At 68.2% G+C, this 25580-nt stretch carries 20 protein-coding genes; 6 read left to right on the top strand and 14 right to left on the bottom strand.

The features are described from left to right. Positions 1-35: 35 nt before the first annotated feature. Entirely contained in the window at positions 36-3032 is a 2997-nt protein-coding gene (locus tag JK358_RS18235; protein WP_201948867.1) for a helix-turn-helix transcriptional regulator, read from the top strand. 135 nt (positions 3033-3167) lie between these two features. Here JK358_RS18235 and JK358_RS18230 read toward each other — a convergent pair whose 3' ends face one another. Then, entirely contained in the window at positions 3168-5024 is a 1857-nt protein-coding gene (locus tag JK358_RS18230) for a glycoside hydrolase family 15 protein (protein WP_201948866.1), read from the bottom strand. Positions 5025-5217: 193 nt separating this feature from the next. On the opposite strand from JK358_RS18230, the gene JK358_RS18225 reads away from it, so the two are divergent. Continuing rightward, the gene (locus JK358_RS18225; RefSeq protein WP_201948865.1) at positions 5218-5958 is read left to right on the top strand and encodes a VOC family protein; all 741 of its coding nucleotides are present in this window, start codon (positions 5218-5220) and stop codon (positions 5956-5958) included. Between the two features lie 36 nt (positions 5959-5994). On the opposite strand, the gene JK358_RS18220 is transcribed toward JK358_RS18225, so the two are convergent. Together JK358_RS18220 and JK358_RS18215 are read right to left on the bottom strand one after the other, a co-directional pair. Beyond that, positions 5995-6249: a WhiB family transcriptional regulator gene (locus JK358_RS18220; protein WP_201948969.1), complete on the bottom strand. Its 255-nt coding sequence runs from the start codon at positions 6247-6249 to the stop codon at positions 5995-5997. Positions 6250-6329: 80 nt separating this feature from the next. Then, on the bottom strand, positions 6330-6752 hold the full coding sequence (locus JK358_RS18215) for a hypothetical protein (RefSeq protein ID WP_201948864.1): 423 nt from the start codon (positions 6750-6752) through the stop codon (positions 6330-6332). A 221-nt stretch (positions 6753-6973) separates the two neighbouring features. Between JK358_RS18215 and JK358_RS18210 the strand changes: the two genes are divergently transcribed. Next, positions 6974-7807, top strand: coding sequence for an alpha/beta fold hydrolase (locus JK358_RS18210; protein WP_201948863.1), 834 nt, complete (start codon positions 6974-6976; stop codon positions 7805-7807). Here the strand turns inward: JK358_RS18210 and JK358_RS18205 are convergent. Continuing rightward, on the bottom strand, positions 7783-8568 hold the full coding sequence (locus JK358_RS18205; protein WP_232851418.1) for an MmyB family transcriptional regulator: 786 nt from the start codon (positions 8566-8568) through the stop codon (positions 7783-7785). The two genes, JK358_RS18210 and JK358_RS18205, sit on opposite strands and share 25 nt — an antisense overlap. A 397-nt stretch (positions 8569-8965) precedes the next feature. On the opposite strand from JK358_RS18205, the gene JK358_RS18200 reads away from it, so the two are divergent. Beyond that, positions 8966-10714 (top strand): NTP transferase domain-containing protein, encoded by a 1749-nt coding sequence (locus JK358_RS18200; RefSeq protein WP_201948862.1) that lies wholly within the window; start codon positions 8966-8968, stop codon positions 10712-10714. Between the two features lie 6 nt (positions 10715-10720). Here JK358_RS18200 and JK358_RS18195 read toward each other — a convergent pair whose 3' ends face one another. From JK358_RS18195 to JK358_RS18165, 7 genes are all read right to left on the bottom strand, one after another. Beyond that, positions 10721-11893 (bottom strand): thiolase family protein, encoded by a 1173-nt coding sequence (locus tag JK358_RS18195; protein WP_201948861.1) that lies wholly within the window; start codon positions 11891-11893, stop codon positions 10721-10723. Positions 11894-11913: 20 nt separating this feature from the next. Then, positions 11914-13086 (bottom strand): AMP-binding protein, encoded by a 1173-nt coding sequence (locus tag JK358_RS18190; protein ID WP_201948860.1) that lies wholly within the window; start codon positions 13084-13086, stop codon positions 11914-11916. A 210-nt stretch (positions 13087-13296) separates the two neighbouring features. Continuing rightward, positions 13297-14082, bottom strand: coding sequence for an MmyB family transcriptional regulator (locus tag JK358_RS18185; RefSeq protein WP_307817601.1), 786 nt, complete (start codon positions 14080-14082; stop codon positions 13297-13299). A 217-nt stretch (positions 14083-14299) separates the two neighbouring features. Continuing rightward, positions 14300-15991, bottom strand: coding sequence for a dipeptide ABC transporter ATP-binding protein (locus JK358_RS18180; protein WP_201948859.1), 1692 nt, complete (start codon positions 15989-15991; stop codon positions 14300-14302). Next, positions 15988-16794, bottom strand: coding sequence for an ABC transporter permease (locus tag JK358_RS18175; protein WP_201948858.1), 807 nt, complete (start codon positions 16792-16794; stop codon positions 15988-15990). The genes JK358_RS18180 and JK358_RS18175 overlap by 4 nt, the downstream gene beginning before the upstream one ends. After that, a complete protein-coding gene (locus JK358_RS18170; RefSeq protein ID WP_201948857.1) occupies positions 16791-17750 on the bottom strand; it encodes an ABC transporter permease in 960 nt (319 codons plus the stop codon). The genes JK358_RS18175 and JK358_RS18170 overlap by 4 nt, the downstream gene beginning before the upstream one ends. Beyond that, positions 17747-19336 carry an ABC transporter substrate-binding protein gene (locus JK358_RS18165; protein WP_201948856.1) on the bottom strand — a complete coding sequence of 530 codons (1590 nt, stop codon included), beginning with the start codon at positions 19334-19336 and terminating at the stop codon, positions 17747-17749. Before JK358_RS18165 ends, JK358_RS18170 begins: the two co-directional genes overlap by 4 nt. 168 nt (positions 19337-19504) lie before the next feature. Between JK358_RS18165 and JK358_RS18160 the strand changes: the two genes are divergently transcribed. Then, positions 19505-21817 (top strand): arylsulfatase, encoded by a 2313-nt coding sequence (locus JK358_RS18160; protein ID WP_201948855.1) that lies wholly within the window; start codon positions 19505-19507, stop codon positions 21815-21817. Between the two features lie 4 nt (positions 21818-21821). Here JK358_RS18160 and JK358_RS18155 read toward each other — a convergent pair whose 3' ends face one another. Next, complete coding sequence (locus tag JK358_RS18155) at positions 21822-22559, bottom strand: alpha/beta fold hydrolase (protein ID WP_201948854.1); 738 nt, start codon at positions 22557-22559, stop codon at positions 21822-21824. Between the two features lie 121 nt (positions 22560-22680). Next, positions 22681-23310, bottom strand: a complete 630-nt coding sequence (locus tag JK358_RS18150; protein WP_201948853.1) for a TetR/AcrR family transcriptional regulator — start codon at positions 23308-23310, stop codon at positions 22681-22683. A 71-nt stretch (positions 23311-23381) separates the two neighbouring features. Between JK358_RS18150 and JK358_RS18145 the strand changes: the two genes are divergently transcribed. Then, on the top strand, positions 23382-24830 hold the full coding sequence (locus JK358_RS18145) for a carotenoid oxygenase family protein (protein WP_201948852.1): 1449 nt from the start codon (positions 23382-23384) through the stop codon (positions 24828-24830). Between the two features lie 39 nt (positions 24831-24869). Here the strand turns inward: JK358_RS18145 and JK358_RS18140 are convergent, their stop codons facing one another. Beyond that, positions 24870-25310 carry a YdeI/OmpD-associated family protein gene (locus JK358_RS18140; RefSeq protein ID WP_201948851.1) on the bottom strand — a complete coding sequence of 147 codons (441 nt, stop codon included), beginning with the start codon at positions 25308-25310 and terminating at the stop codon, positions 24870-24872. Positions 25311-25580 lie beyond the last annotated feature (270 nt).

The following is a 25580-nucleotide window of genomic DNA, read 5'->3' as shown; positions in this document are numbered from 1 at the left end:
GCCTCACCCATCGCGGATGACAAGGAGATCCTGGTATGCCGGAATTGACGTTCCCGTCGATAGCGCGGCCCGCGCTGTACGACAGTTTCGATGCCGCGATCAGGACCGGCGGGCGAGTACTGCTGCTGTGCGCCGCCGCGGGCACCGGGAAAACCGTGGCGGTCCGCGATTGGATTCGCCGACGGCCGGGCCTGCGCACCGAATGGCTCGATATCACCGGACCATTCGATCCGGCCGGGCTCTGGTCCGCCGCCGCGGATGCGGGCGGGCGGGGCCCGGGGCAGCCGCTGCTGCTGGTCCTCGACGACGCGCATCGGCTCACCGATCCGCACACCCTGGCCGGACTGGAGGACTTCCTCCGGCACCTCCCCGCCACGGTGACGGTCGTGCTCTGCGCCCGCTACGATCCACCGCTGCGCTGGCACACACTGGAATTGAGCGGCCGCGTCACCCGATTCGGCGCCCGCGAGCTGGCGCTGACCGAAGCGGAGGCGGGCGCGCTGTGCGCCCAGCACGACTGCCGGCCGGACGACCCCGCACTGGCCGAGGTCATGCGCCTGACCGACGGCTGGGCCGCGCTGGTCCGCATCACCGCCCGCTACCTGGCCACCCGCCCTGACGACCATCACGCGGCGCTGGCCATGCTGGCCCGCCCCACCCGCGCGGTCTCGGACTTCCTGACCGGCGAGCTGGTCGACAGCCTGTCTCCGGCGCTGCGCCAATTCCTCATGTACACCAGCGTTCCCGCCGCGTTCACGCCGCGACTGGCGGAGGCGCTGGCGGGCCCGTCGGCCCGGCACCAGCTGTGGGAGCTGGAGCGGGTCAACTATCCGATCACCTACACCCGCCGCGACGGCGAACTCTGGCTCACCTACCACCCGCTGCTGCGCTCGCACTTCCACGCCGAGATCCGGCACGCGAGTGTGGAATTGGCCGACGACCTGAACCTGCGCACGGCCACCTGGTACGACGACGCGGGCCTGCCGCTCGCGGCCCTGCCGCATCTGCTCGACGATGCGGCGCACGATCGTCTGGTCGAATTCCTGCGCCGCCGCGCCCTGGCGATCGTCCTCGACGGCGATGGGGCCACTCTGTTCGCGCAGATCGACAGCATGCGCCCGGACCTGTCCGGCGACCCCTTCCTCTGGCTGCTGCGCGCGATCGACGCCCTCACCCACGGCGACGCCCTCGCCGCCACGACCTACCTGTCCATGCTCGAAACACCCGGCGCCGCACCGGATTCCGTCGTGGAGTCGGCCTGGCTGCCGCCCCTGGTCGCGGCCGCGCGAGTGGACGCGGCCATCCTGACCGGTGATATCGCGAACCTGCCGAGCGTGCCGGAGCCCCCGCCGGGCCACCTCGATCTCGACTGCTATCTGGCGGTACAGCTCGCCACCGCCATGCTGCTGCGCGGTGACCGCGCGGGCGGCGAACACCACCTGCGCCGAGCCCTGATCCTGGCGGAGAGCAGCAACCAACCGCGCCTGGCACTGCGTTCGGTCACCCGGCTCGCCATCGCCGCGGGACTGGCCGGCGCGGTGACGGTCATGCGCGAGCGCGCCAACCGGGCACTGGACCTCGCGACGAACCGGACCCCGCCACCCGGCAACGCAACGCTGATGCGCGGCACCGAAACCGGAACGCGACTCCGCGCCGCCGCAGCGCGAAACGACGCCAAGGGCAGCACCGACGTCATACACACCGTCGAAGCGTCCGGCGTCCGCGCAGCGCACAGCGGACACCTCCGAACCACCACCGACGCCGCGATCCCAGACTCCACCCGCGACGCTGCGATCCCGGACTCCACCGGAGACACCGCGATCCCGAACACCACCCGCGACGCTGCGGCCCCGAACTCCACCGGAGACACCGCGATCCCGAACACCACCCGCGACGCTGCGGCCCCGAACTCCACCGGAGACACCGCGATCCCGAACACCACCCGCGACGCTGCGGCCCCGAACTCCACCGGCGTGGTTCATCCGGGGCGCGAACAGACCAGTGAGACACCGGCGATCGCCGCGATCGTGCCGGATGCGCCGCTCGCGGAGGGACCACCGGGCGTGGCGTCGGTCGACGCGGCGTCGAACGGCGCGGCGTCGATCGGCGCGGGCTCCGGGGCCGATATCGCGCATGCGGCGGCCATGGCGGCGTTCGGCGCTTATCTGCAAGGGGATTCGTGGTCCGGTGAGTTGGTTGACGCGACGCTGGTCATGTCGGAGAGCGCGGAGGGGCAGGTGCGGCCGGCGGGTGGGTGGTCCGCGCATGTGGTGGGGCAGCTGCTCGAATTCCACACCGCGGCAGACAGATACGCCGCCGCCGACGCGTTGCGGCAGGGGCTGGTGGCGATGTTCGAACAGGGTGGCCTGCTGCCGGTCGGGGCGCGGCGGTTGCTGTCGCATGTGGTGTGGGCGCTGCTGGCGGTGCGGGAGCCGCGTACCGCGCTGCTGCTGATCGAGCAGGCGCGGCGGGTGCTCGGGGACGGCCCGGAGATCGCGCTGTCGCGGACGGCACTGGCCTTGGACGCGAATCACGGTGCGGCCGTGGACACCCTGCTGGCTCCGGTACTGGCGGGTGATCTGCCCGAGGGCGCCTACGACCGGGTGGTCGTGGAGCTGCTGGACGCGGTGCGGGGCGCACTGGACGACGCACCGCGGCGCGCACGGCGCGCGTTGGAGAACGCGATCACCCGGGCCGCGCCGGAACGTTTGGTGCGGCCGTTCCTGGATGTGCCCGGAGTGATCGGCCTGCTGGACGAGCAGGCCGGAAGTTTCGGGCGGCACGAGGATTTCGTCGAGCGGATCCGGCATCACCGTGATGCGCGCCGGGATTCGGCGGGGCATCGGCTCACCGGCACGGAAACGACTGTGCTGGAGTATCTTCCGTCGGGTCACACGGCACAGCAGATCGCCGGGGAGCTGGGTGTCTCCGTGAATACGGTCAAGACGCATCTGCGCGCCATCTACGCCAAGTTCGGGGTGAATTCGCGTGCGGCGGCGCTGGATCGGGCCCGCCGCGCCGGGCTGCTCTGACCGGCGCGGCGGGTCCTGCGCGCCCGCGCGGGCGGGGCGGCACACCGCCCCCGTGGGCGGGCTCGGGCGCGCGGCAGGCCGAACCCTCCGCCGAGTACCCGGCCGCGCGGCAGGGGCGGGTACTCCGCAGACCGCTCAGCTGCGCAGCAGACCGGCGAACTGGAGCGGGTCGGACGCGCGAGCGCTGTCCATAGCGTGATCCAGGGTGATGGCCGCGTCGATGAGGGACAGGTGCGTGAACGCCTGCGGGAAATTGCCGAGTTGCTCACCGGTGAGGTCGATCTCCTCGGCGTAGAGGCCGACGTGGTTGGCGTAGGTGAGCATCTTCTCGAAGATCAGGCGGGCTTGATCGAGCCGGCCCGCGCGGGCGAGGGAGTTGACGTAGTTGAAGGTGCACAGCGAGAACGTGCCCTCGCTGCCCTGTAATCCGTCGGGTGCGGCGAGGGGGTCGTAGCGGTAGACGAGGCTGTCGGTCACGAGTTCGTCGGTGATGCCGTCCAGGGTGGACAGCCACATGGGGTCCTGCGGTGCGACGAAATCGACCTGGGCCATGCGCAACAGCGAGGAGTCGAGGACGTCGGAGTCGTAGTGCTGCACGAACGCCCGCCGATGCGGATTCCAGCCGCGATCCCACACCTGCTCGTAGATCTGGTCGCGCTGCTGCTGCCACTGTTCCACCGGTCCGGGCAGGCTGTGTTCGGCGGACAGTCGTACCGCGCGGTCGAAGGCCACCCAGCTCATCAGCCGTCCGTAGGTGTAATCGGCTCTGCCGCCGCGGGTTTCCCAGATGCCTTCCTCGGGCTGGTCCCAGTTGGTGGTCAGCCAGTCGAGCAGGTCGACGACATCGTGCCAGCCCTGGTGCCCGATCCGCAGGCCGCGCCGGTCGGCCTGGTAGATGCTGTCCAGCATTTCGCCGTAGATGTCGAGCTGCAGCTGTCCGGAGGCGTCGTTGCCGATGCGCACCGGTCGCGATCCCCGGTATCCCTCCCAGTGGTCGAGGATCTCCTCCCGCAGATCCCAGCTGCCGTCGACCCGGTACATGATCTTCAACGGCCCGCCGTGCGCCCGGTACCGCCCGCGCAGCCAGGTGGCGAAATCCGCTGCCTCCTCGGTGAATCCGAGTGCCAGCAGCGAGTACACCGAGAACGAGGCGTCGCGGATCCAGGTGTAGCGATAATCCCAGTTGCGTTCCCCGCCCAGCTGTTCGGGCAGTCCGGCGGTCGGCGCGGCGACGATGCCGCCGGTCGGCGCGTAGGTCATGAGTTTGAGCGTGATGGCCGAGCGGTGCACCATCTCCCGCCAGCGCCCGCGATAGGTGGATTGCGCCAGCCAGGTGTGCCAGAACCGCACGGTGTCGTCGAACAGGCCCTGCACCTCGGCCACCCGCAGCGCGCGCGGTGCGGTGCGCGCCCCGGATTCGAGGACGATGCCGCGCACCTGCCCGGCCTCCAGGGTGATCGACCCGTGTACGTGCCCGCCGCCCACCACCTGCAGCCGGGCCAGGCGCGCGTCGTCGGGTTCGCGGACGGCGTGCAGGGTGAGGATCTGGTCCCCGGCGTGGAACACCGCGCCGTCGGGGAGGATGTGGGTGGTGTGCGGCCGCCGGCCGTAGTCGAAGCGCGGCATCAGATCGAATTCGAAGCTGAGTTGTCCGCGCACACACCGCAGCATGCGCACCAGTCGATGGTTGTCGGTGGGTGAGCGATCGGTGAGCGGCGGCATGAAGTCGACGACCTCCCCGGTGCCGGAGTCGGTCATGAAGCGCGTGATGAGGATGGCGGTGTCCGGGAAGTACATCTGCGTACTCCGGTAGGGCCGGGCGGGCCGGATCCGGCAGTGCCCGCCCCGGCGGTCCAGCAGCGACCCGAACACGCTCGGAGAATCGAAGCGCGGCAAGCACATCCAGTCGACGGTGCCGTCGGTGGCCACCAGCGCGGCCGTCTGCAGATCTCCGATGAGTCCGTGGTCGGCGATCGGCGGGAACTGGTCCACGAGCAACTCCTTGTCGTCCGAGGGCGAACACGATGGCACGGCGTCATCGCGTGCTGGTCAGCGTGCCGGGCGCGGCGGCCGCCGCTCTCACCCGTTTCGGATGAAGTTGGCGGCGCGCGACCGGCGCTGTGACGCCGGATCGGTTCGGGCGAACCTGGCCCGCGGCGGCGGGCGTCCCGGTTACCGTTGGAGTATGTCCACCCGTCTGGCGTGCGTGGTGTTCGATTCGGTGGAGCCGAGGACTGCGGCCCGTTTCTGGGCGGAGTTGCTCGGCTGGGAGGTGATGGTGGACCGCCCCGAGGGGGTGGATGTGGCCGCACCCGATCCGGACGGATTGGATGTGGCGCTGACCTTCCTGCCGTCCCGGCACGCCAAATCGGCGAAGAACCGGATCCATCTGGATCTGTCCTCGCGGTCGCTGGATCATCAGCGGGTGCAGGTGGATCGGGCGCTGTCGCTGGGCGCCCGGCGCCTGGACATCGGCCAGGACGGGGTGCCGTGGACGGTGCTCGCGGATCCTGAGGGCAATGAGTTCTGCGTTCTGGAACCGCGCGAGCACTACGTCGACACGGGAGCGGTGGCCGCGATCGTGGTGGATACCCAGGATCCGCTACGCCTGGCCCGGTTCTGGTCCGCGGCGTCGGGCTGGCCGGTCACCCATGATTGTGCCCGCTATGCGGGCATTCGGTCCGCCACCGGGCAGGGCCCGTGGCTGGAATTCCTGCGCACCCCGGCGGCCATCGGGGAGCGCAGTCGGCTGCATCTGGATCTCATCGCCTTCCCCAGCGATGATCCGGCCGAAGAGGCGGCACGACTGCGGGCCGCCGGCGCCTTGCCGATCAGTCCGGGCACTCCCCCGGCGCATACGCCGGTGGTGGTGCTGGCCGATCCGGAAACCAATGAATTCTGTCTGCTGCGATCGGCTTCCGACTGATCCGGTTCGCCCGGCCCTCGAATCGAGCCCGGATTGTCAGGCCGCGCCGCGGTCGTAGCGGCGGCGTTCCCGCGGGGACATGCCGCCCCAGATGCCGAATCGCTGATCGTGGCTCAGCGCGTAATCCAGGCATTCCTTCTTGACCTCGCAGGATCCGCAGATCCGCTTGGCCTCCCGAGTCGAGCCGCCCTTGTCGGGGAAGAACGCCTCCGGATCTGTTTGGGTGCACAGTGCCTTCTTGTGCCAGGCTTCCGGCTCGGACTCGTCCCGGCGCGCGATGGTCTCGAACATGGCATCGAAATTCGTGAAAAGCAGCTTCACTTCTGAACACCCCTTCAATACGTCGATTATTCGATTACCCGAGCTGGTTTTCAGCAATCACCGACAGCGGCCAGCCGCGCCTGCTCTCCGGTGACGAAAACGCGGCGCGCGTGCACCGCGGCCGGGGTGGACGACCAGGGCGCCAATGCCGTGGTGAACATGAGCTCGCACCAGGACAGCGCGGGCACCTCGCCACCGGCCAGGGTGTTGAGCAAGGACAATTCGGAATCGCATTCGTTCCAGGCGGCGAACAGCCACGCGGCGTCGAGCCGGCCCAGGAATTCCTCGGCGTCCTCCGGCACGCCCAGCGGTGCGTCGACGGCGAGATGGACCACGGCCGCGATGGCGTGTCGCATACGGGCATCCAATCCGACGCCGTCGTGCAGAAGCAGTCCCTCCAGTGATTCGCGTAGACCCGCACCCTGATCCACACGGAAGTCATTGCGACGAGCGGCGGTGGTGATGTCCAGCATTTGTTTCCTCCCAAGTGATTGGCGCTTGTCCCAAAAACGCCACGGGCTGATTTAAATGCGCTCGACATCACGTTGTCCAGTTAGAGAGGGATCTGGAGCAAACCCCTAGCAGTACCGACACTGGCCAGTGTTGGTACTCATCGGGAACAGCACTGAAGCGTGCTCGGCACAGACCCGGCAAACAATAGGAAGCGGCCGGTTCGTCGTTTACGGTTCTGACCATGCCTTACGTGCGATCGGGTTCAGCCACAGTCCATTTCGTCACCAGCGACATTTCCGGCCCCACCCTGCTCCTCAGCCACGGCTTTCTCATGGACGAATCCATGTTCGAACCGATGCGCGAACCTCTGGCAGCGGCCGGCATCAACCTCGTGACGGTGGATGCGCGGTGCCATGGCCGCACCCAGACACCGGAGGGCGAACAGTTCAGCTATTGGGATCTGGCGGCCGACGCATTCGCGGTTCTGGATCATCTCGGAATCGAACAAGCGGTAATCGGCGGAATGAGCCAGGGCGGATTCACCGCAATGCGGATGGCGCTCGCCGAACCCGAACGCGTGCGGGGGCTGGCACTGATCGATACCGAGGGCGACGCCTGCTCACCCGCCGAATTGGCTTTCTACCGCACCTTTTTCGAGCGCTGGTGCAGCGCCGAGCCGATGGCCCCGCTGGTCGCCGAACTGGCCCCGCAGCTGATCGGCGGCACCGATCCACGGCTGTGGCGCACCTGGACCAGTCGCTGGTACGCCTGCGATCGCCAGGCCATCGCGCCCGCCGCGGACTGCCTGATGAATCGGCGTTCGGTGCTGCACCGGCTGTCCGAGGTCGCGGCGCCGGCGCTGATCGTGCGCGGCAGTCACGACGGCACCAGCACGGCGCAGAAGTCGGAGCTGCTGGCGGCCGGGCTCCGCGGCTCCGATGGCGTGGTGACGATTCCCGGCGCGGGTCACGGTGCGGCGTGGACGCATCCGGAGGTGCTGGCCCCGCTGCTGATTCGCCTGGTGCAGCGGGCCACGACCCGGGCGCTGGCCTACTCGCCCTCGGTCGCGCTGTAGAGGTGTCCCGGATCGAGTGCTTCGCCGTCGTCGGAGCACCAGGTCGGGATGCCCAGGAAGATTTGGATCTGACTGGGGTAGGCCGCGCAGAAGACGCTGAACATCTGCACCGCGATGGCACGGCAGCGATCGGCGATGATGTCGTGCAGATGCATGGTGGCGCGGGGGCGGCCGTAGGCGGCGATGCCCTCGTCCCACATTTCCCGGAACAGGCCGAAGCGCCCGAGTTCCGCGAGATAGTCGCTCGACCAGGCGGTATCGCCGGAACTGGCGATGAGTCCGCGCAGCCAGTGGATGGTGAGCCGGACCTCGTCCTCCCAGTCCAGCATGACCTCGCGCGCCGCCGGATTGCCGAGCAGCCAGCGCAGGATATTGACATCGGATTCGAGTCCGGGGAAGGCCCGCGAGTAACTGGCGTTGCATGCCAGCACATTCCAGCGGGTATCGACATAGGCGGCGAGATTGGGCTCGTGGAGATCGAGCGCGCGGCGCATGTCGTCGGTGATTTCGGCGCGTAACTGTTCCACGGTGGGGAATTCACTCACGCCGAGTCCGGCGAGGTCGAGCAGGTGACGGCGTTCCACGACGGAAAGCGGATCTATTCGGTCCAGGTATCGCAGCAGCGCGTCGACCACCTCGCGGGTCGGATGGCCGCGGTCGCCCTTCTCCAAATGGCTGATATAGCTGGCGCTGACACCGGCATTGAAGGCGAGGCGTTCGCGGGAGACGCCGCGGGCGTCGCGGAGCTTGCGGAGGAGCAAACCGAAACTGGGAGGTCTCAGCTCCTCGGGTCCACTATTCGGTTTCACGATCAACGCCACTTCGTTCCCTCTCCACAAACATTCAGCAACCGTCCTTCATCGGTGCGGGCACCGGTTCCCCGCGAGCGAGAACCAGGTCGTATCGCCTCCTGTGAACCACGTCGAATCGCCATGTACGACGCCAGTTCTGGGATCGGATACTGCCATACCGCAATGTGCAACAGTCCAAAACGTCTCCATTTCTACTATGTGTCGCGACACATCGCATAGTCGCTAACAGCTGAGCAATTGCTTAGCAAGCCCCATTCGGGGGTAACGCGCTCACCGGTACACGACGGGGAAACAGGGAGCTACTACGATCGGCAGTCATGATCGACTACGCGCCGGAGTTCGCCTCGTGACGACTGTCGACGCGATTGTGCTCGCCGGCGGGCGTGCCAGCCGCATGGGCGGCGTGGACAAGCCCGCCATCGTCGTCGGCGGACAATCCATGCTGGATGCCGCCCTCAGCGCCGTCGCCGCCTGCGCGCGCACGGTGGTGGTCGGACCGCATCGGCCGGAATTGCCGCCGGAAATCCTTCAGGCACAGGAGATACCGGCCGGCGGCGGGCCCGTCGCGGCAATTGCCTCCGGCATGGGAGTACTGGCCGACTGCGATTTTCCGGCCGGACTGATCGTGGTGCTGGCCGCCGACATGCCATTCCTGACCGCCGCCGCCGTAGACGAATTGCTTTCTCATGCAAGGGAATCCGGAAGCGACGCGGTATTCGCCGCGGACGGGTCCGGGCGGCCGCAATATCTCGTCGGCGTCTGGCGGCGGGCAGCGCTGTGCGAGGCGTTGAACAATCTCGAATCGCTGGTGAATCGGCCGATGAAAGCCCTGGTTCCGGTGGATACCGCGACCGTGCGACTGGACGGGGTCGCCGACTGCGACACCCCCGACGATATCCGCCACGCGCGCGCCGCCGCCGCCCGCGCGGCCGCGCCACTGGATCTGGACGAGGCACGAGAGCTGGTGCGCCGCACCATTTCCCGGCTGCCCAGCCGGCGCACGGCGGTGCGCTCGGCGCGCGGCGCGGTACTGGCCGAACCACTGCGGGCCGCGGAGGCGCTGCCGCGCTTCGACGTGTCGGCCATGGACGGATACGCGGTGAGCGGCGACGGGCCGTGGCAGCTGCGCCGCGATATCGGATTCGCGGGCGGGCAGCGACCGGTGGGGCTGCTGGCCGGAGAAGCCGTGCGCATCGCCACCGGAGCGCATGTCCCCGACGGCACCACCACCGTGGTGCGCGACGAATTCGTGGAGATCGCCGCCGACGGTGCGCTGCATCGCCTGCCGGACAGCCCGATTCGCGACGATGTCCGTCGCCGGGGCGAGGATTGGCAGCCGGGGGCCGAGCTCGCGCCCGCGGGCACGCCGGTGACGCCGGCCCTGGTGTCGGTCGCGGCGTCGGCGGAGGTGGGCACGGTCGCCGTGCGCGGGCCGGTGCGCGCGCGAATCGTCATGACCGGTGACGAGATTCGCAGCGAAGGGCCGCTGTACACCGGGCAGACCAGGGATTCCATCGGACCGGTGCTGCCGGACCTGCTCGGCTGGTACGGGGTCGTCACCGTGGATCGGGTGCACCTGCGCGACACCGCGAATGCCTTCGACGAGGTGCTGGCCGCCGCCACCGACTGCGATCTGCTGGTCATCGTCGGCGCGACCGGCGGCGGCGCGGCCGACCAGTTGCGCGCCGCCCTCGACCGCGCGGAGGCCCGCATGCTGGTGCACCGTCTGCGCCTGCGCCCCGGCGGTTCCACGGCGGTGGCCCAATTGTCCTCCGGCCCCGTGGTTCTCGGGCTTCCCGGCAATCCCTACGCCGCTGTCGGCACCCTGCTGGCCCTGCTGCCCGCGCTGCGGGAGGGCCTCACCGGTGCGGCACGCTCCCGCCCGCTCCGCGGCCCGCTCGACAACGCCTCCGACATCGCCGGTCCGGTAGCGCGAATCGTCCCCGCCCGCGCCCTGCCCGAGGGCGGCTGGCACGGCGACGCCGCCCTGCGCACCGCCCACCTCGCCGGCCTCCTCGACCGCGACGGCCTGGTCATCGTCCCCGCCGACGCCGCCGACGGCACGACGGTCGAGTTCATCCCCCTGCCGAACTAGCTCGGGTCAGAGGGCCTCGATGATCATGGCGTTGGCCTGGCCGCCGGATTCGCACATGGTCTGGAGGCCGTAGCGGCCGCCGCGGGCGCGCAGGGCGTGCACGAGGGTGGCGGTGATGCGAACACCGCTGGCGCCCAGGGGATGTCCGAGGGAGATCGCGCCGCCGTGGACGTTCACCCGGGTGAGATCGGCGCCGGTTTCCCGGGCCCAGGCGAGGATGACGCTGGCATAAGCCTCGTTGATCTCGATGAGGTCCATGTCGGCGAGGGTCAGGCCGGTTTGCTTGAGGGCGCGCTCGGTGGCGGGGACCACCGCGGTCAGCATGAGGAAGGGGTCGTCGCCGACCGCGACGTGAGAACGTATGCGCGCCAACGGGGTCAGGCCCAATAGCCGGGCGTGTGCACTGGTGGTGACCATGACCGCCGCACTGCCGTCACCGAGCTGGCTGGCGTTTCCGGCCGTGATGTGCCAGTTGATCTCGGGGAAGCGGCGCGCGATCGCCTCGTTGTGGAAGGAGGGCGGCAGCGCGTTCAGGGCGCGGGCCGAACTGTCGTAACGAATACCCTCGTCCACCGCCAGATCGTGGATGGGCCCGGTGAGTTCGGCTTCGAAGCGCCCGTCCCTGGTGGCCGCGGCCGCCCGGCCGTGGCTTTCCAATGCGTAGTCGTCGAGTTGCGCCCGGCTCAATCCCCAACGGGCGGTGATGAGTTCGGCGCTGATCCCCTGCCACGGCACGCCGTGCGGATACCGTTGCATGAACGCCGACCCCACCAGATTGTCGGCGTCGAGCAGGCTGGTGCCCATGGGGATCCGGCTCACCGATTCGACGCCGGTCGCGATCACCACGTCGCAGTCCCCCGCGATCACCGCGTGCGCCGCGAACCGCAGCGCCTGCTGGCTCGCACTGCACTGTCGATCAATGGTGCTGGCCGCCACCGATTCCGGCAGTCCGGCGGCCAGGGCGGCGCGGCGGGTCATATTGGTGGCCTGCTCTCCGACCTGGCTGACCACCCCGCCGATCACCTCGTCGACACGCGCCGGATCGATCCCGGTGCGCTCGACGACGGCGCGCAGGCTGTGCGCCATCAGATCCACGGGGTGCACGCCGTCGAGCGCACCGCCCGGCTTCCCGCGTCCGATCGGCGAACGCACCGCGGCGACAATGACCGCATCCCGCATGAGATCCGCACCTTCGTGAACTACTGCTGATGGGAGGAACCGCCGCTCAGGAATTCCCGGACGGCGCGGCGATCGATCTTCGAATTCGGCAGCAGCGGAAGGGTTTCGCCGAACACGATCCGCTTCGGCGCCGCCGCGCGGCCCAGCCGCTCCCGGACATGCGCGCGCAGTGCCTCCGGATCCGGCGGCGGGAATCCCTGGCGCACAACGATGTACGCGCCCACCGCCGCCGCCCATTCGGGATCGGGCAGTCCCAGGATCACCGCGGTGTCGACCCCGTCGAACTCGGCCACCGCGGCCTCGATCGCCAGCGCGGACACCTTCATCCCACCGGTGTTGATGAGGTCGTCCACCCGCCCGGTGGGCACGAGCAGCCCGTCGGACCAGTGCCCGCGATCGGCGGTGCGATACCAGCGCCGATCACCATCGGTGTAGAAGCAGGCCGAATCCGCAAGCGCCGCACCCAGATACCCGTCCGCCACCACGTCGCCGCCGAGGTGGATCACCCCGTCGACCAGCCGCACCTGCACCCCGTCCAGCGGCCGCCCGTCATAGACGCAGCCCCCGCAGGTCTCGGTCATGCCGTAGGTGACCACCGCGCCCGTGATCTCCCGCAACCGCCGATCGCTCTGCGCGTCCAGTGGCGCACCACCTATCAGCACCTTGTCGAACAGCGCCAGCGCCGCCCGCCCCTCGGCGTCGGCCAGCAGCCGCTTCACCTGTGTGGGAACAAGAGACGTATACCGCGTGCCCGCTCCGAGCCGCCGCGCGGCGGCGGCGAAACCGGCGGCGTGGAAGGCCCCACCGCCCAGCGCCTGCACCCGCGTACCGCCGAGCACTGCCCGCGACACCACCTGGAAACCGGCGATGAAACCGGCTGGGAGGCACAGCAACCACTCCCCCGCCCCACCGAGCCGCGCCGACGACGCCCGTGCGGAGGCCGCCAAAGCGTTCCGCGACAGCATTGTCCGCTTCGGCACCCCGCTGGATCCGGAGGTGGACAGCACCACCGCGACGCTCTCCGGCACGGTCTCCGGAAGCGCCCGCACCTGTTCGAGATTCGTGACCGGCGCGATGGCCGCCCCGCCGCGATGCATCCGCTCGATCTCCTGACGCAACAGCACGACAGCCTGCTCGGCGTCCTCCGGCAGCAGGAGCGGCCGGAGCGGAACGGTGGATGCGGCGGTGGTCATCAGCGCACCTCGAGCTTTCCGGATCAGGGGGTGGTCGGCGGGGGGTGGTCGAACACCGATCTGGCTACCTGTCAGCGACTGACGCTAACCAGCCCGCACAGCACTGTCAATTCCGCCGTGAGTGCGAAGATCCCTGCGACGCTTGGCGTTTCACGAGGACCGATTCCGAGGTGTGGGCAAACATTCAGTGTGGGGTGCGTCACAGCACGCTCAGGCCGGGATCCCCAGAATCGCGACGACCTGGCCCGGGTACAGGGCGTTCTGCAGCCGGCCGGCCTGGGCGACGACCTTGCGGCGCAGTCCGGTCACCGGGTTGCGCAGCTGCATGGTCCACACGTGAGGCGCGAACTCGACGCCGCCCTCGGCCCAGACCTGCCGGAAGATCGGGAACTCGCCGAGTTCGCGCAGCAGGTCGATGAAGCCGTCGGAGTTGCCGGAGCGGCCGATGAGCCCGCGCATCCAGTGCACGGTGCGGCGCAGGTCGGCCTCCCAGTTCACCAGCACATCGGCCGACATCTCGTGGCTGAAGAACCAGCGCAGCATATTGCCGTCCTGGGAGGCGCCCGGAAAAGCCTCGTCCCAGCTGTCGTTGCAGGCCAGCAGGTTTCCGCGCATATCGACGTAGGCGGCCAGGTTCGGCCGGTGCAGGGTCAGCGCCCGGTGCATGTCGGCGGTGACGACGGCGCGCAGTTCCTCCACGGTCGGGAGTTCACCGGCGTCGAGTCCGGCCAGGTCGATGAGCTGGCGCTGATCGACATCGGTGAGCGGCACCAGCCTGCCCAGATAGCGGGTCAGCGCCTCCACCACTTCGCGGGTCGGATTTCCGCGGTCGCCTTTCTCCAAATGCGTTATGTAACTTGCGCTTACACCCGCGTTGAAGGCGAGGCGTTCCCGGGAGACGCCGCGCTGATCGCGCAGCCGGCGCAGCAGGCTTCCGAAAGTCGGGGCCTCGAGTTCGCCGGAATACTGTCCGCATCCCATATCGGCGACCACCACAGTCCCTCCTTACCCGCTGCGCTATCGAGTTCGTCCTACCTTCGAATGCTCCCATGAATACTCGGCCGGACACGTGCGCTGAACTGTTCCTGTTTGTATCAGTCACAAATCCTGTCAGGACTGGCGAGGGGTGGCGAGCCCGTTGAAATACCTGGTTGACCGCCCGGACGGAATGCTGTCTCCGCCCGTCCGGACGGTATGCCATGCGGTAGCGAGATTATGCGCCTACCGCGACCGGTGCGGAAGTATCCGGGCGAACCCGTTCCGGATCGGGAATGGGAACCGCGTCCAGCAGCCGTCGCGTGTAATCCTGTGCGGGATTCCGGAAAACCGTTTCCACGGTGCCGGTTTCGACGATGGAACCCTGCCGTAGCACGATGACGCGATCGGATACCTGATTCACCACCGCGAGATCGTGACTGATGAACAGGCAGGCGAATCCGTATTCGGCGCGCAGATCCGCGAACAGGTCCAATACCTGCGCCTGCACCGAGACGTCGAGGGCGCTGGTGGGTTCGTCGGCGACCAGCAGGCGCGGGGCCAGCGCGAGCGCGCGGGCCAGCGCGACCCGCTGCCGCTGACCGCCGGAGAGCTCCCCCGGTCGGCGGGTGGCGTACGCGCGCGGCAGCCGCACCGACTCCAGCAGGTCGCCGACCCTGCCGCGCAGCAGCGCACCGGAGGCGGCGCGATGCACGAGCAGCGGTTCACCGATGGACTCCTCCAGGCTGCGGCGCGGATCCAGCGAGGCGGTGGCGTCCTGATGCACCAGCGCCACATGCTTGCGCAGCCCACGCAGGTCCCGGCGGGACAGTCCGGTGAGCGGAACACCCTGCAGCACCACCTCACCCGCGGCGGCGGGGATCAGGCCGAGCGCGGTGCGGCCGAGTGTGCTCTTGCCCGAACCGGATTCGCCGACGAGGCCGATGACCTCGCGCGGGGCCAGGGTGAGCGAGACCTGGCGCAGCGCCTGGAACCCGCGCCCGCGCTGCCGGTAGACGACATCCAGGTCGGTGATGCGCAGCACCGGATCCCGGTCGGGATCCCAGGCTTTCGGGTCCGCCGGTACCGCGGCCGGGGTTTCGGCCACCGCGCTGATGGCGGCGCGCCCGGTGGCGTCGCCGGGCTCGGGCAGTTTCGGCACGGCGGCCAGCAGAGTGCGGGTGTACTCCTCGCGTGGAGTGGCGAACAGCCCGCGCACCGGCTGCTCCTCGACCACCCGGCCCGCGTTCAGCACCACGACGCGGTCGGCGATCTCGGCGACCACGCCCAGGTTGTGGGCGATGAACAGGATGGCGGTTCCCCTGCGCCGCTGGAGTTCCCGCAGCAGGTCGAGGATCTCGGCCTGCACGGTCACATCGAGCGCGGTGGTGGGCTCGTCCGCGATGAGCAGATCCGGTTCCCCGGACAGCGCCAGGGCGATGACGACTCGCTGCTTCTGGCCGCCGGAGAGCTGATGCGGGTACCAGTCGACCCGCTTGTCCGCCTCCGGAATATCGACCAGCGTCAGCAGTTCGACGGCCCGCGCGCGGGCGGCGGCCTTGGCGATCGGCCCGTGCGCCCGCAGCGCCTGGGTGATCTGGGTGCCGATGCGCTGCACCGGATTCAGCGCGGTCTGCGGTTCCTGGAACACCATGGCGGCGCGGGTGCCGCGCAGGGCGCGCAGCTCCTCGTCGGGTGCTGCGACGATCTCGGTGCCGCCCAGCAGGATCGAACCGTCGGCCCGTGCGCCCTCGGGCAGCAGGCCCAGCACGGCGCGCGCGGTCAGCGACTTGCCGGAGCCGGATTCGCCCACCAGCGCGACGGTTTCGCCGCGTCCGACCCGGACGTGCACGCCGTCGACGACCTTCCGATCGCCGAAACGCACCGACAGATCGTTGATTTCGAGCAGTGGCCGTCTGTCGTCGCTCATCCGATCCTCCGGGCTCGGCCCAATGCCTGGGCGATCAACAGGAATCCGAGGGTGAGCCCGGACACCACCAGCAGCGGTCCGATCGCGAACGCCGGATTGGCGTCCAGGTTGGCGATCGAGTCGGCGATGATGGACCCCAGCGACGGATCCGGCGGCCGCACGCCGATGCCGATGAAACTCATGGCGGCTTCGACGAATACGGCCAGCGACAGCGACAGCGACAACTGCACGGTCAGCGGTTCGATCACCTGGGGCAGCACGTGTTTACGCAGCGTCCACCAGGTGCCCGCGCCGATCACCTCGGCGGCCTCCACGAACGCCTGTTCGCGCACGGCGAGAATGGCGGTGCGGATCTGCCTGCCGAAGACGGGGATCTCGGCGGCCGCGATCACGATGACCACCGCGTGCGCGCCCGGCCCGGTGACGGCGGCCAGCGCGATGGCGAAGATCAGCGTCGGGAAGGCCAGGATCAGGTCGAACACCCGCTGGGCGAGGACGTCGGCGACGCTGTTGACACTGGCGAGAAGCCCTGCGAGCGAACCGATCACCGCGCCCAGCGGCACCGCGAGGAAGGCGATGAGCAGGCTGGATCGAATCCCGTACAGCACCCGCGAGAGCAGATCCCGGTTGAGGTTGTCGGTGCCCAGCCAGTGCTCGCTGCTCGCCGTGAGCAGGTTCGCTCCTGGAATCTGGGTCAGCGGATCGTATTTCGTGAGCAGGCCCGCCGCGAGCCCGGCGGCGGCGATGACGCCGACCAGCAGCAGTCCGGCCAGGCCCTGCCCCCTGCGCAGCACCTCGCTCATGCCGTGCCGCCGATCCGGATTCGCGGATCCAGGTAGGCGTGGATCAGATCGGTGATCAGCGCGATCGCCACGAACACCGCGACCGAGAACAGCAGCAGCGCCTGCACCACCGGATAGTCGCGGCGGTTGATGCCCTGCTCGATCAACTGTCCGATGCCGGGCCACGCGAAGGCGGCCTCCACCAGCACCGCGCCGCCCAGCAGGTGTCCGGTCTGGATGCCGAGCACGGTCAGCAGCGTCGGCAGGGCGTTGCGCAGCGCGCCGCGCGTGACGATCTGCCGGTGCGAGATGCCCAGTGCCCGTGCGGTGAGCACGTACGGTTTGCGCAGTTCGGTGCGCAGCGCCTCGGTGAGGAATCGGGTGAGCGCGGCGGTCACCGGCAACGCGAGGCAGATGGACGGCAGCAGCAGATACTGCACGGCGATATCGGGATGGGCCACGAACCCGTCCGGCGGGACGCCGCCCGCGGGCAGGATCGGGATCGCGATGGCGAACACCAGCACCAGCAGCACGCCGGAGACGAAGGTCGGAATCGCGACGGCGACCGTATTCGCCGCGGCCACCAGGGCATTCAGCAACGGCCGATTCCACAGCACCGCGGACACGCTGACCGCCAGGCTCACCACCACCGCGAGCAGCAGCGCGGAAATGGTGAGCACCAGCGTATTGGTGAGCCCGCGCCCGACCAGGTCGGTGATCTGCCCGCCGATGATGTAGGAGCGGCCCAGATCACCGGTGAACGCGCCGCCCAGCCAGCTCAGGTACTGGGCCGGAATGGACCGGTCCAGCCCGAGCTGATGCCGGATGGCGGCGACGGTCTCCGCGGTGGCGTCCGGCCCGGCCAGGGTGGTGGCCGGATCGCCGGGCACCAGCCGCAGCAGCAGGAAGATGAGCACCGACGCGCCGAACAGCACCGCCACCGCCGACGGCACCCGGCGCAACAGATACGCGGTCATGACAGGAACGCGTCCGTGAGCAGGATTTCGCGGCGCTTGGTCCAGTCGAAGCCGTGCAGCTTCCTGCTCGCCCCGGCCTGCGCGAAGCGCACGCCGATCTCGATCAGGAACAGGCTGTCCAGCAGCTGGTCGCTGAGCGCCTGGTAGGCGCGGGTGGCGTCGGGGCCGGTGGACTGCGGCAGCTGCCACGCCGCGTCGGCCACCTTCACATAGTCGGGAGATTCGTAGCGGGAGGCGTTCTTTCGCGCGTTGAACGGGTACGCGCTGACCGTGAGGGTGGAGGGTACGAACTGTGCCCAGGAGTGATCGGTGACCCACAGCCCCGGGAACTGGGCCCCGATGAGCTGCTTGATGAAGGTGCCGTTGTCGGTGGGCACCAACTCCACCTCGACGCCGATCTCGGCGAGGTTGGCCTGCACGATCTGCGCGACGGCCTCGTAGGTGGCCACCGACGAGTTGTAGGTGAGCGGCAGTTTCGCGGGCTTGGGCAGGGTGGACAGAATCTGCCTGGCCTTGTTCACATCTCGCGCGTAGCGGGTGTTGCGGGCGGCGTCGAAGGCCGGGGATCCCTTGGGCCACGGCACGTTCAGCGCGTAGCCGGTGCCGCGGAACACCTCGTCGATGATGCGATCGCGGTCCAGCGCGTAGGCGATGGCCTGGCGCACCCGCACATCGGCCAGCGTCGGATCCTGCACATTGGCGCCGACATACAGCTGCAGTTCCGCGCCCTCGTACACGATGGTCTTGAAACCGTCTGTCTTGGCGAGGTTTTCGCTGTCGCGGTAGCTGATGCCGTCGGCCAGCTGGATCTGCCCCGATTTGAGGGCGTTGAGCTGCGCCTGATTGTCGGCGATGACGGTGAATTCGACGCGGTCCAGGTACGGGCGCTCCGGCACCCAGTAGTTCGCGTTGCGCTCGAATACCAACTGCGAGTTGGGCACCCGGCTCACGAACCGGAACGGACCGGTACCGATGATTTTGTCGCCGGTGGCCAGCTGATCGATGGATTCACTGTCCAGGATCGGCGCCGTGTCGAGCATGTCGAACAGGTTGCTCAGCGGATGCGCCAGCGTGAGCGTCACCCGGTGCGGATCGGTGGTGTCGAAGCCGGTGATGGCGGCGGCGGTGCTTTTGAGCTGCGCCGACCACTTCGGATCGGCATAGGTCTTCAGCGAGAACTCCACGTCCTTGGAGGTGAAGGCGCGCCCGCTGTGGAACTTCACGTCCTCGCGCAACTGCAATGTGATCGACCGCCCGTCCGGCGCGACCGTCCAGCTCTTCGCCAGTTTCGGCTGCGGCTCCAGCGTGTCGTGCGGGTAGCGCACCAGTGATTCGAAGACCAGCCCGACCACATACGGCGTGGTGCCGGTATTGGTGAGCAGGTTGGACGGGATCAGATCCACCAGCACGCCGTACTTCAGGGTGCCGCCGCGCACCGGCTGCGCGTTGTCGTCCCCGCCGCCCTTCTGCTGGTTCACCGCCGAGGTGCAGGCGGCCAGCGCCGCGCCACCGAAGATGGCGGCGGCGACAACGCCGGAGCTACGCAGGAAACGACGGCGATCCAGATCGCCGGGGGACGAATTCATGTGGGATACCTCGGAATACGTGCCGTGGGGAGACGGCGGGTGCGTGGACGGCACCGTGGGGACCTTGAGTAGCGGCGACGCTAACAGCCGGATCAGGAGCGGACAGCGGTTGTACGCAGCGTGCGTGAAACCCTGGAAAGAACCGTTTCCCGGAACTTTGCTGGGACCATGGCTGTCCCCTCCCATGCCCGTGGCTACGAGAACTTCAGCGGCGATATCGGCCGCACCACCGCCGACTCGACACCGGAATGGAGCTATCCGCCCACCGCTCCCGCGGGGTCGCCCAACATCATCGTGGTGCTGGTCGACGATATGGGATACAGCGATATCGGGCCGTTCGGCTCGGAGATCGAGACGCCGACACTGGACCGGCTGGCCGCGAACGGATTGCGGCTCACCAACTTCCATACGACGCCGCTGTGCTCGCCCTCACGGGCGGCGCTACTGACCGGCGTCAATTCGCACCGGGCGGGATTCGGATTCGTGGCCAATGCCGACCCCGGCTATCCGGGACTGCGGCTGGAACTGGCCGACGATGTGCTGACCCTGCCGGAGATCCTGCGCGCCAACGGATATGCCACCTACGCGGTCGGGAAATGGCATCTGGTGCGGGATGCCACGCTGCATCCGGCGGCGAACCGGGATTCCTGGCCCACGCAGCGCGGGTTCGACCGGTACTACGGATCCTTGGAGGGACTGAATTCCTTCTACTATCCGAATCAGCTGGTGTCGGACAGCTCGGCCGTCGAATTCGACGAGTACCCGCGGGGCTACTACCTCACCGACGACTACACCGACAAGGCCGTCGGCTACCTCAAGGAGCTGCGGGCGCACGATGCGACCAAGCCGTTCTTCCTGTACTTCGCGCACACCGCCATGCACGGGCCGCTCCAGGCCAAGCCGGATGATCTGGCCAAGTACCGGGGCCGGTACCGGGAGGGCTGGGATCGGTTGCGGCAGAGCCGATTCGCCAAGCAGCTAGCCGAAGGGCTCTTCCCCGAAGGCACACAGCAGAAGCCGCGCAATACCGAGCCGGGATACGAAGCGCGCGAATGGGATTCGCTGACGCCGGAGCAGCAGTCGCGGTTCGAGCGGTACATGGAGGTGTACGCCGGCATGGTCGACAGCATCGACCAGAGCCTGGGCCGCATCGTCGACGTGCTGGAGCGGTTCGGCGAACTCGACAACACCATCATCGTGTTCACCTCCGACAACGGCGGCACCGCCGAGGGCGGGCCGGAGGGCACGCGCACCTACTTCGCACAGTTCGCCCAGGTGGACGAGCCGGACTGGGAGCGCGACGTGCCGCACGACGACTCGCTCATCGGCACCGCCGAGCTGGGGGTGCACTATCCGCGCGGGTGGGGGCAGGCGTCCAATACGCCGTTCCGGTTCTACAAGGGCCAGACCTTCGCGGGCGGAGTGCGGGTGCCGTTCGTGCTGTCCTGGCCGAAGGGGCTGCCGCGCATCGACGGCGATTCGGGTATCCGGCAGGAGTACACCTACGTCACCGATCTCGCGCCGACGCTGCTGGAGCTGGCCGGGCTGTCCCGGCCGTCGGTGCGTAACGGGTTGCCCGCCAAGGATTTCGACGGGGTATCCGCGGTCGAGGTGCTGCGCGATCCGGCGGCCGTCTCCCGGCACACCGAGCAGTACTCGGAGATGACCGGTCATCGCGGGTTCTACCGGGACGGCTGGAAACTGCTCGCTCTGCACGAACCGGGCCGGGATATCGACGATCCGCGCTGGCAGCTGTTCGATGTGCGCACCGATCCCACTGAGCTGCACGATCTTTCGGAGCAGTTTCCGGAGAAGGTCGCGGAGCTTTCGGCCGCGTGGGACGAAGCCGCCTGGCACAACACGGTTTTCCCGCTCATCACGCGAAGTGACCTGGCGCGGCGACGGCCAGAGGAGGAGCGTTTCGGCGAACAGGTCCGCATCCTGCCCGGCACGCCGACGCTGGAGCGCTACCGCTCACAGCGCCTGATCGCCTACCGCGACTTCAGCATTGCCGTCGAACTCGAGGGGTACCGCAGCGGCGACGAGGGCGTGCTGGTCGCCCACGGCGACCCGCTGGGCGGCTACCTGCTCTACATCGAGAACGGCCGCCTGCACTTCGGCTACAACGCCTACGGCCGGTTCACCACCGTGGACGCGGGTCCGGTCCCGTCCGGCAGCCGGAATCTGACGGTGACCGCACGGGTGCGGCCGCACCTGCGCTGGGATTTCGGCGTGGGCATCGATGGCGTCCGCACCGCCGATCTGCCGAATCAGGTTCAGCTCGTGGGCATGTCACCGTGGACGGGCATCTCCGTCGGTCTCGACGCGCGCGGACCCGTCGACCGGGAGCTGCGCGAGCGGCGCGGCGTCTTCCGCTACACCGGCGACCTCCGCGCGATCATCTACCGTCCCGGCACGATCGGCGTCGACGAGGCAACCCGGCAGGCGCTGGACTCGGAGGCCGAGCTGATCGCCGAGTAACCGGCTATCGGGTTGGTGCGAGCCATTTCTCGATCTGCTCGCACACCCACGGCCCGTCATCGAGCGGCAGATCATGGCCCGCGTCGGGGTGCACCGCCGACGCGGCCCCGAAGCGGGCCGTGATCCGTTCCGCCATACGGTAATCCGCCAGCCGATCCCCCTTCGACGCGAGCACCAGCAGCGGCACCGGGATGCGGGCGGGCAGCCGGAACGTGGCCGCGGCGGCCGCCTGCCCCAGCACACTCGCGTCGAGCGGCCCGGCCTCCCGCTGATACCGCGCCCACGTCGCCGCCAGCTCGGCCAACTCCTCGACCGGCCGGTTACTGGTCAACCGCAGCGCCGCCGCCTCGTGCGCCGCCACCGTCCGGAACCGCTTCCCGGCAATGAGCGACGCCAGCCCGAACCGCAGCTGATGCGGCCGAATCAATTCCGCTGCACCGGTATTCACCACTACGCACCGCCGGAAATCCCCGGGATACCGCGCCACCCAATTCATCGCCATCATCCCGCCGAGCGAAATCCCCAGCAGCGACCACTCGTCGTCACCGGGTTCGAATCGCGCCCGAATATCATCGGTGATGGCCGCGATGGACCTCGGCGACACCCGCCCGTTCTGCGTCCCGAACCCCGGCGGATCGATCGTCACCACCCGTCCCCCGAGCCGCGCCGCCATCTCCCCCGGAAAACTCCCCCAATGCCGCCGATCTCGCGTAAGCCCCCGCAGCAAAAGCCAATTGGTCACAGCACACCTTTCCCCCGCACGTCGTCCCGCGCCATCGTCCGCCGGTGAAACCACACGGGTCAATGTGCCGATGACAGAATCCGGCACCCCGGCCCTGTCGAATTTCACTACTACGGTGCCGCTAGCCGCGATTCCGGATGACCGCCAGGCACATTCGCGTGCACTCGGCGGCGAGATCGGCGGTGCTCATGGTGATGGCGCCGTCGAGCCACGCCTCGATGAGCTGATTCACCCCGCCGGTGACGAACATGGCGGCCCGGCGTAGCTGCGCCGGATCGTGGTCGTCCACCGCGAGCACGGCGGGTGCGTGCTCGACAACCAGGTCGGCGATGGTGGCCAGTACGTCGTGGCGGCGTTCGGCCAGTCCGGGAATGCCCGCGGTATCGCTGGTCACGATGCGCATGATCTGTGGATCAGCCTGGGCGGTGTCGAGGAAGGACTGCAATGCCGCCCGCAGTTTGACGGCGGCATCGCCTTCGGCGGCGAGCCCGGCCTGAACCATGGCGGTGAGGAGCTGATCACGGACATCGTCGGCCACCGCCAGCAACAGTGCGTCCCGATTGGCGAAGTGCTCGTAGAAGTAGCGGTCGGTGAGACCGGACAGCGCGCAGATGCCGCGCACCTTCACGCCGGTGGGACCGGAATCGGCCCAGGCCGCGCGCCCTGCGGCGAGCAATCGGCGGCGGCGGTCGGCGCGCCGCTCCTCCGCGCTGACGCCGCCGTAGCTGCGGGCTACTTCCCCTCTGCTCATTGACATCACTCTAGATCTCTCCCAGAATTGGATGACAGTCGTCATCAGATTATTGGTTCAAGGGAGAACCCATGACTGTCGATAAAGGCATCGCACCTGATCAGGACCGGACCGCGCGGGTGTACGCGGCACTGCCCGAGGAGCATCACTACACGATCGAGCAGGTCGACGGAGCGCTGCCGAAGGATTTGACGGGGACGCTCTATCGAATCGGCCCCGGTCGGCATCAGGTCGGTAAATCGTTGTTACACAACATTTTCGACGGTGACGGGATGGTTTCACAGTTCGTGCTGGACGGGAGCTCGGTGCGATATCGCAACCGATACGTGCGCACGCGGCACTTCGAGCACGGGCAGCGGTCGGATCGGATTCGGTATCGCGGGGTGGGGACGCAGATTCCGGGTGGGATGCTCGCCAATGTCGGGCGATTGCCGGCGAACGTCGCCAATACCAATATCGTCAACTACGACGGCGGGCTGCTGGCGCTGTGGGAGATGGGGAATCCGCATCGCATCGACCCCGACAGCCTGGAGACGCTGGGGCGCTTCGATTTCGACGGGAAGCTGGGATTCCTCGGCGCGTTCTCCGCACATCCGAAATGGGATCCGGCCACCGGGGACATGTACAACTTCGGCCTGGATCTGCTGCCCACTCCGAGGATTCGCACCTACCGGGTGGATCGGTCCGGCCGCCTCCATACGCTCGCCACCGTGCCCATGCTCGATCTCGTGTGGAATCACGACTTCGCGCTGACGCGACGCTATCTGGTGTTCGTCCTCGATCCGCTGCTGCCGGATCTGACGAAGATCGCGCTCGCCTCCCACTCCTTCATCGATTCACTGCGGTTCGATCGCCGGAAGGGGACGCGATTCCTGTTGGTGCCCAAGGCCGGTGGGCGACCGCGCATCATCGAGCACGAGGCGCTGCTGCACTTCCACCTCACCAACGCCTATGACGACGGCAACGACGTGGTGGTTGAACTGGTGCGGTTCGACACCCGGTGGAGCGAAGTCCGTCGCGCCACGAACTCCGTCAATTCCATTTCAGCGGACGGTCCGCGATTCCCGGACTCACGCCTCATGCGATACCGGATCACCGCCGGGGGCACCGTGATCGAGCAGGAGCTCGCCGATCGTTCCGTCGAATTTCCCCAATACGATTGGCGTCTGTCCACCCGCCGACACCGGTTCAGCTATCTAGCCGGGAAAGGCACCCGGGCGGCCGCCGTCTACGACTCGATCATCAAGGTGGACAACGAAACCTGTGCCACGACACTGTGCGAGTTCCCCGGCGGTTCGGTCGGCGAACCGCTGTTCGTACCGCGCAGCCGGGATGCGGGCGAGGACGACGGCTGGCTGCTGGTGCTGAATCATGTGCTGGCGGAGCATCGTTCGCAGCTGGTCGTGCTGGATGCACGGGATGTGGGGCGAGGTCCGGTGGCTACGGCTTGGCTCGAGCATCACATTCCGTGGGGGTTTCATGGCACGTTCAGTCGGCGAATTGCCCGGTTGGAGGAATAGACGCGCCAACCCGGCTACGTAGGCCCCGAGTACCGCCCCTCACCACCCTCCAAGTGCCCCAACAGTTTTGGCGATGCGAGCGGCCCGCGTCTCAGTCTTCTTCGCCTCGCTGATGCTCTTGACCTGTTCACGCCGACGGGAATAACTGAGCGCGTCGAATGCCTCTCGTACGCCAGCGGCGGCCAGAGCCTCAGCTAGATCTGCAGGCACCTCCACAACACGTTCGGCGGTGTCGCGCTCCACGGTGACCGTCACCGTGTCACCAGGGTGCTTGCGCAGGTCGTCACGGATTGCTTTCAGGATGCCCAGGCACGGTCCGTCGCCCATGTTGGTGATGGATCCGGTGTAGGAAATGCCGTCGAAGGTTGCGCGGACGGGGATGCGGCCGCCGCCCCCGAGCGCGGTGATGACGTCCTCGGGAATGGGGATATACGCGCCACCGCCGTTGGCCGAGCGGATCGTGCCCACGAATCGCTGCATGGAATGCATGCTATTCGGACAGCCCTGCGAAGTGACGCACATTCCTCGGCGATCGGTCAGCAAACTGATTCGAGTGGGAGTTGCGCAGGTCACTGTGAGCGGGTCGCGTGTTTGCTGTATTGGCGGAATTTCGCGTTGAGCGACCCTTCCGAATCGTGTTAACAAATGTAAACCCGCGAAGAACCAGCCGTTTCCAAAGCTTCACCGACCTGTCTCCGAAACACCCCCAGGCACACCGATTTCCGACATCCAGGACACATCGCCCCAGGT

The sequence above is a fragment of the Nocardia acididurans genome, assembly GCF_016741815.1.
Lineage (GTDB): Bacteria > Actinomycetota > Actinomycetes > Mycobacteriales > Mycobacteriaceae > Nocardia > Nocardia acididurans.
Note: the sequence above shows the minus strand (reverse complement) of the source record. Positions and strands in the feature narration are given on the sequence as shown.

Coding starts and splice junctions, on each gene's coding strand:
- JK358_RS18235 (WP_201948867.1), top strand. CDS start 36: ATGCCGGAATTGACGTTCCCGTCGATAGCGCGGCCCGCGCTGTACGAC.
- JK358_RS18225 (WP_201948865.1), top strand. CDS start 5,218: ATGTCCACCCGTCTGGCGTGCGTGGTGTTCGATTCGGTGGAGCCGAGG.
- JK358_RS18220 (WP_201948969.1), bottom strand. CDS start 6,249: ATGTTCGAGACCATCGCGCGCCGGGACGAGTCCGAGCCGGAAGCCTGG.
- JK358_RS18215 (WP_201948864.1), bottom strand. CDS start 6,752: ATGCTGGACATCACCACCGCCGCTCGTCGCAATGACTTCCGTGTGGAT.
- JK358_RS18210 (WP_201948863.1), top strand. CDS start 6,974: ATGCCTTACGTGCGATCGGGTTCAGCCACAGTCCATTTCGTCACCAGC.
- JK358_RS18195 (WP_201948861.1), bottom strand. CDS start 11,893: ATGCGGGATGCGGTCATTGTCGCCGCGGTGCGTTCGCCGATCGGACGC.
- JK358_RS18190 (WP_201948860.1), bottom strand. CDS start 13,086: ATGACCACCGCCGCATCCACCGTTCCGCTCCGGCCGCTCCTGCTGCCG.
- JK358_RS18180 (WP_201948859.1), bottom strand. CDS start 15,991: ATGAGCGACGACAGACGGCCACTGCTCGAAATCAACGATCTGTCGGTG.
- JK358_RS18175 (WP_201948858.1), bottom strand. CDS start 16,794: ATGAGCGAGGTGCTGCGCAGGGGGCAGGGCCTGGCCGGACTGCTGCTG.
- JK358_RS18170 (WP_201948857.1), bottom strand. CDS start 17,750: ATGACCGCGTATCTGTTGCGCCGGGTGCCGTCGGCGGTGGCGGTGCTG.
- JK358_RS18165 (WP_201948856.1), bottom strand. CDS start 19,336: ATGAATTCGTCCCCCGGCGATCTGGATCGCCGTCGTTTCCTGCGTAGC.
- JK358_RS18160 (WP_201948855.1), top strand. CDS start 19,505: ATGGCTGTCCCCTCCCATGCCCGTGGCTACGAGAACTTCAGCGGCGAT.
- JK358_RS18150 (WP_201948853.1), bottom strand. CDS start 23,310: ATGAGCAGAGGGGAAGTAGCCCGCAGCTACGGCGGCGTCAGCGCGGAG.
- JK358_RS18145 (WP_201948852.1), top strand. CDS start 23,382: ATGACTGTCGATAAAGGCATCGCACCTGATCAGGACCGGACCGCGCGG.
- JK358_RS18140 (WP_201948851.1), bottom strand. CDS start 25,310: ATGCAGCGATTCGTGGGCACGATCCGCTCGGCCAACGGCGGTGGCGCG.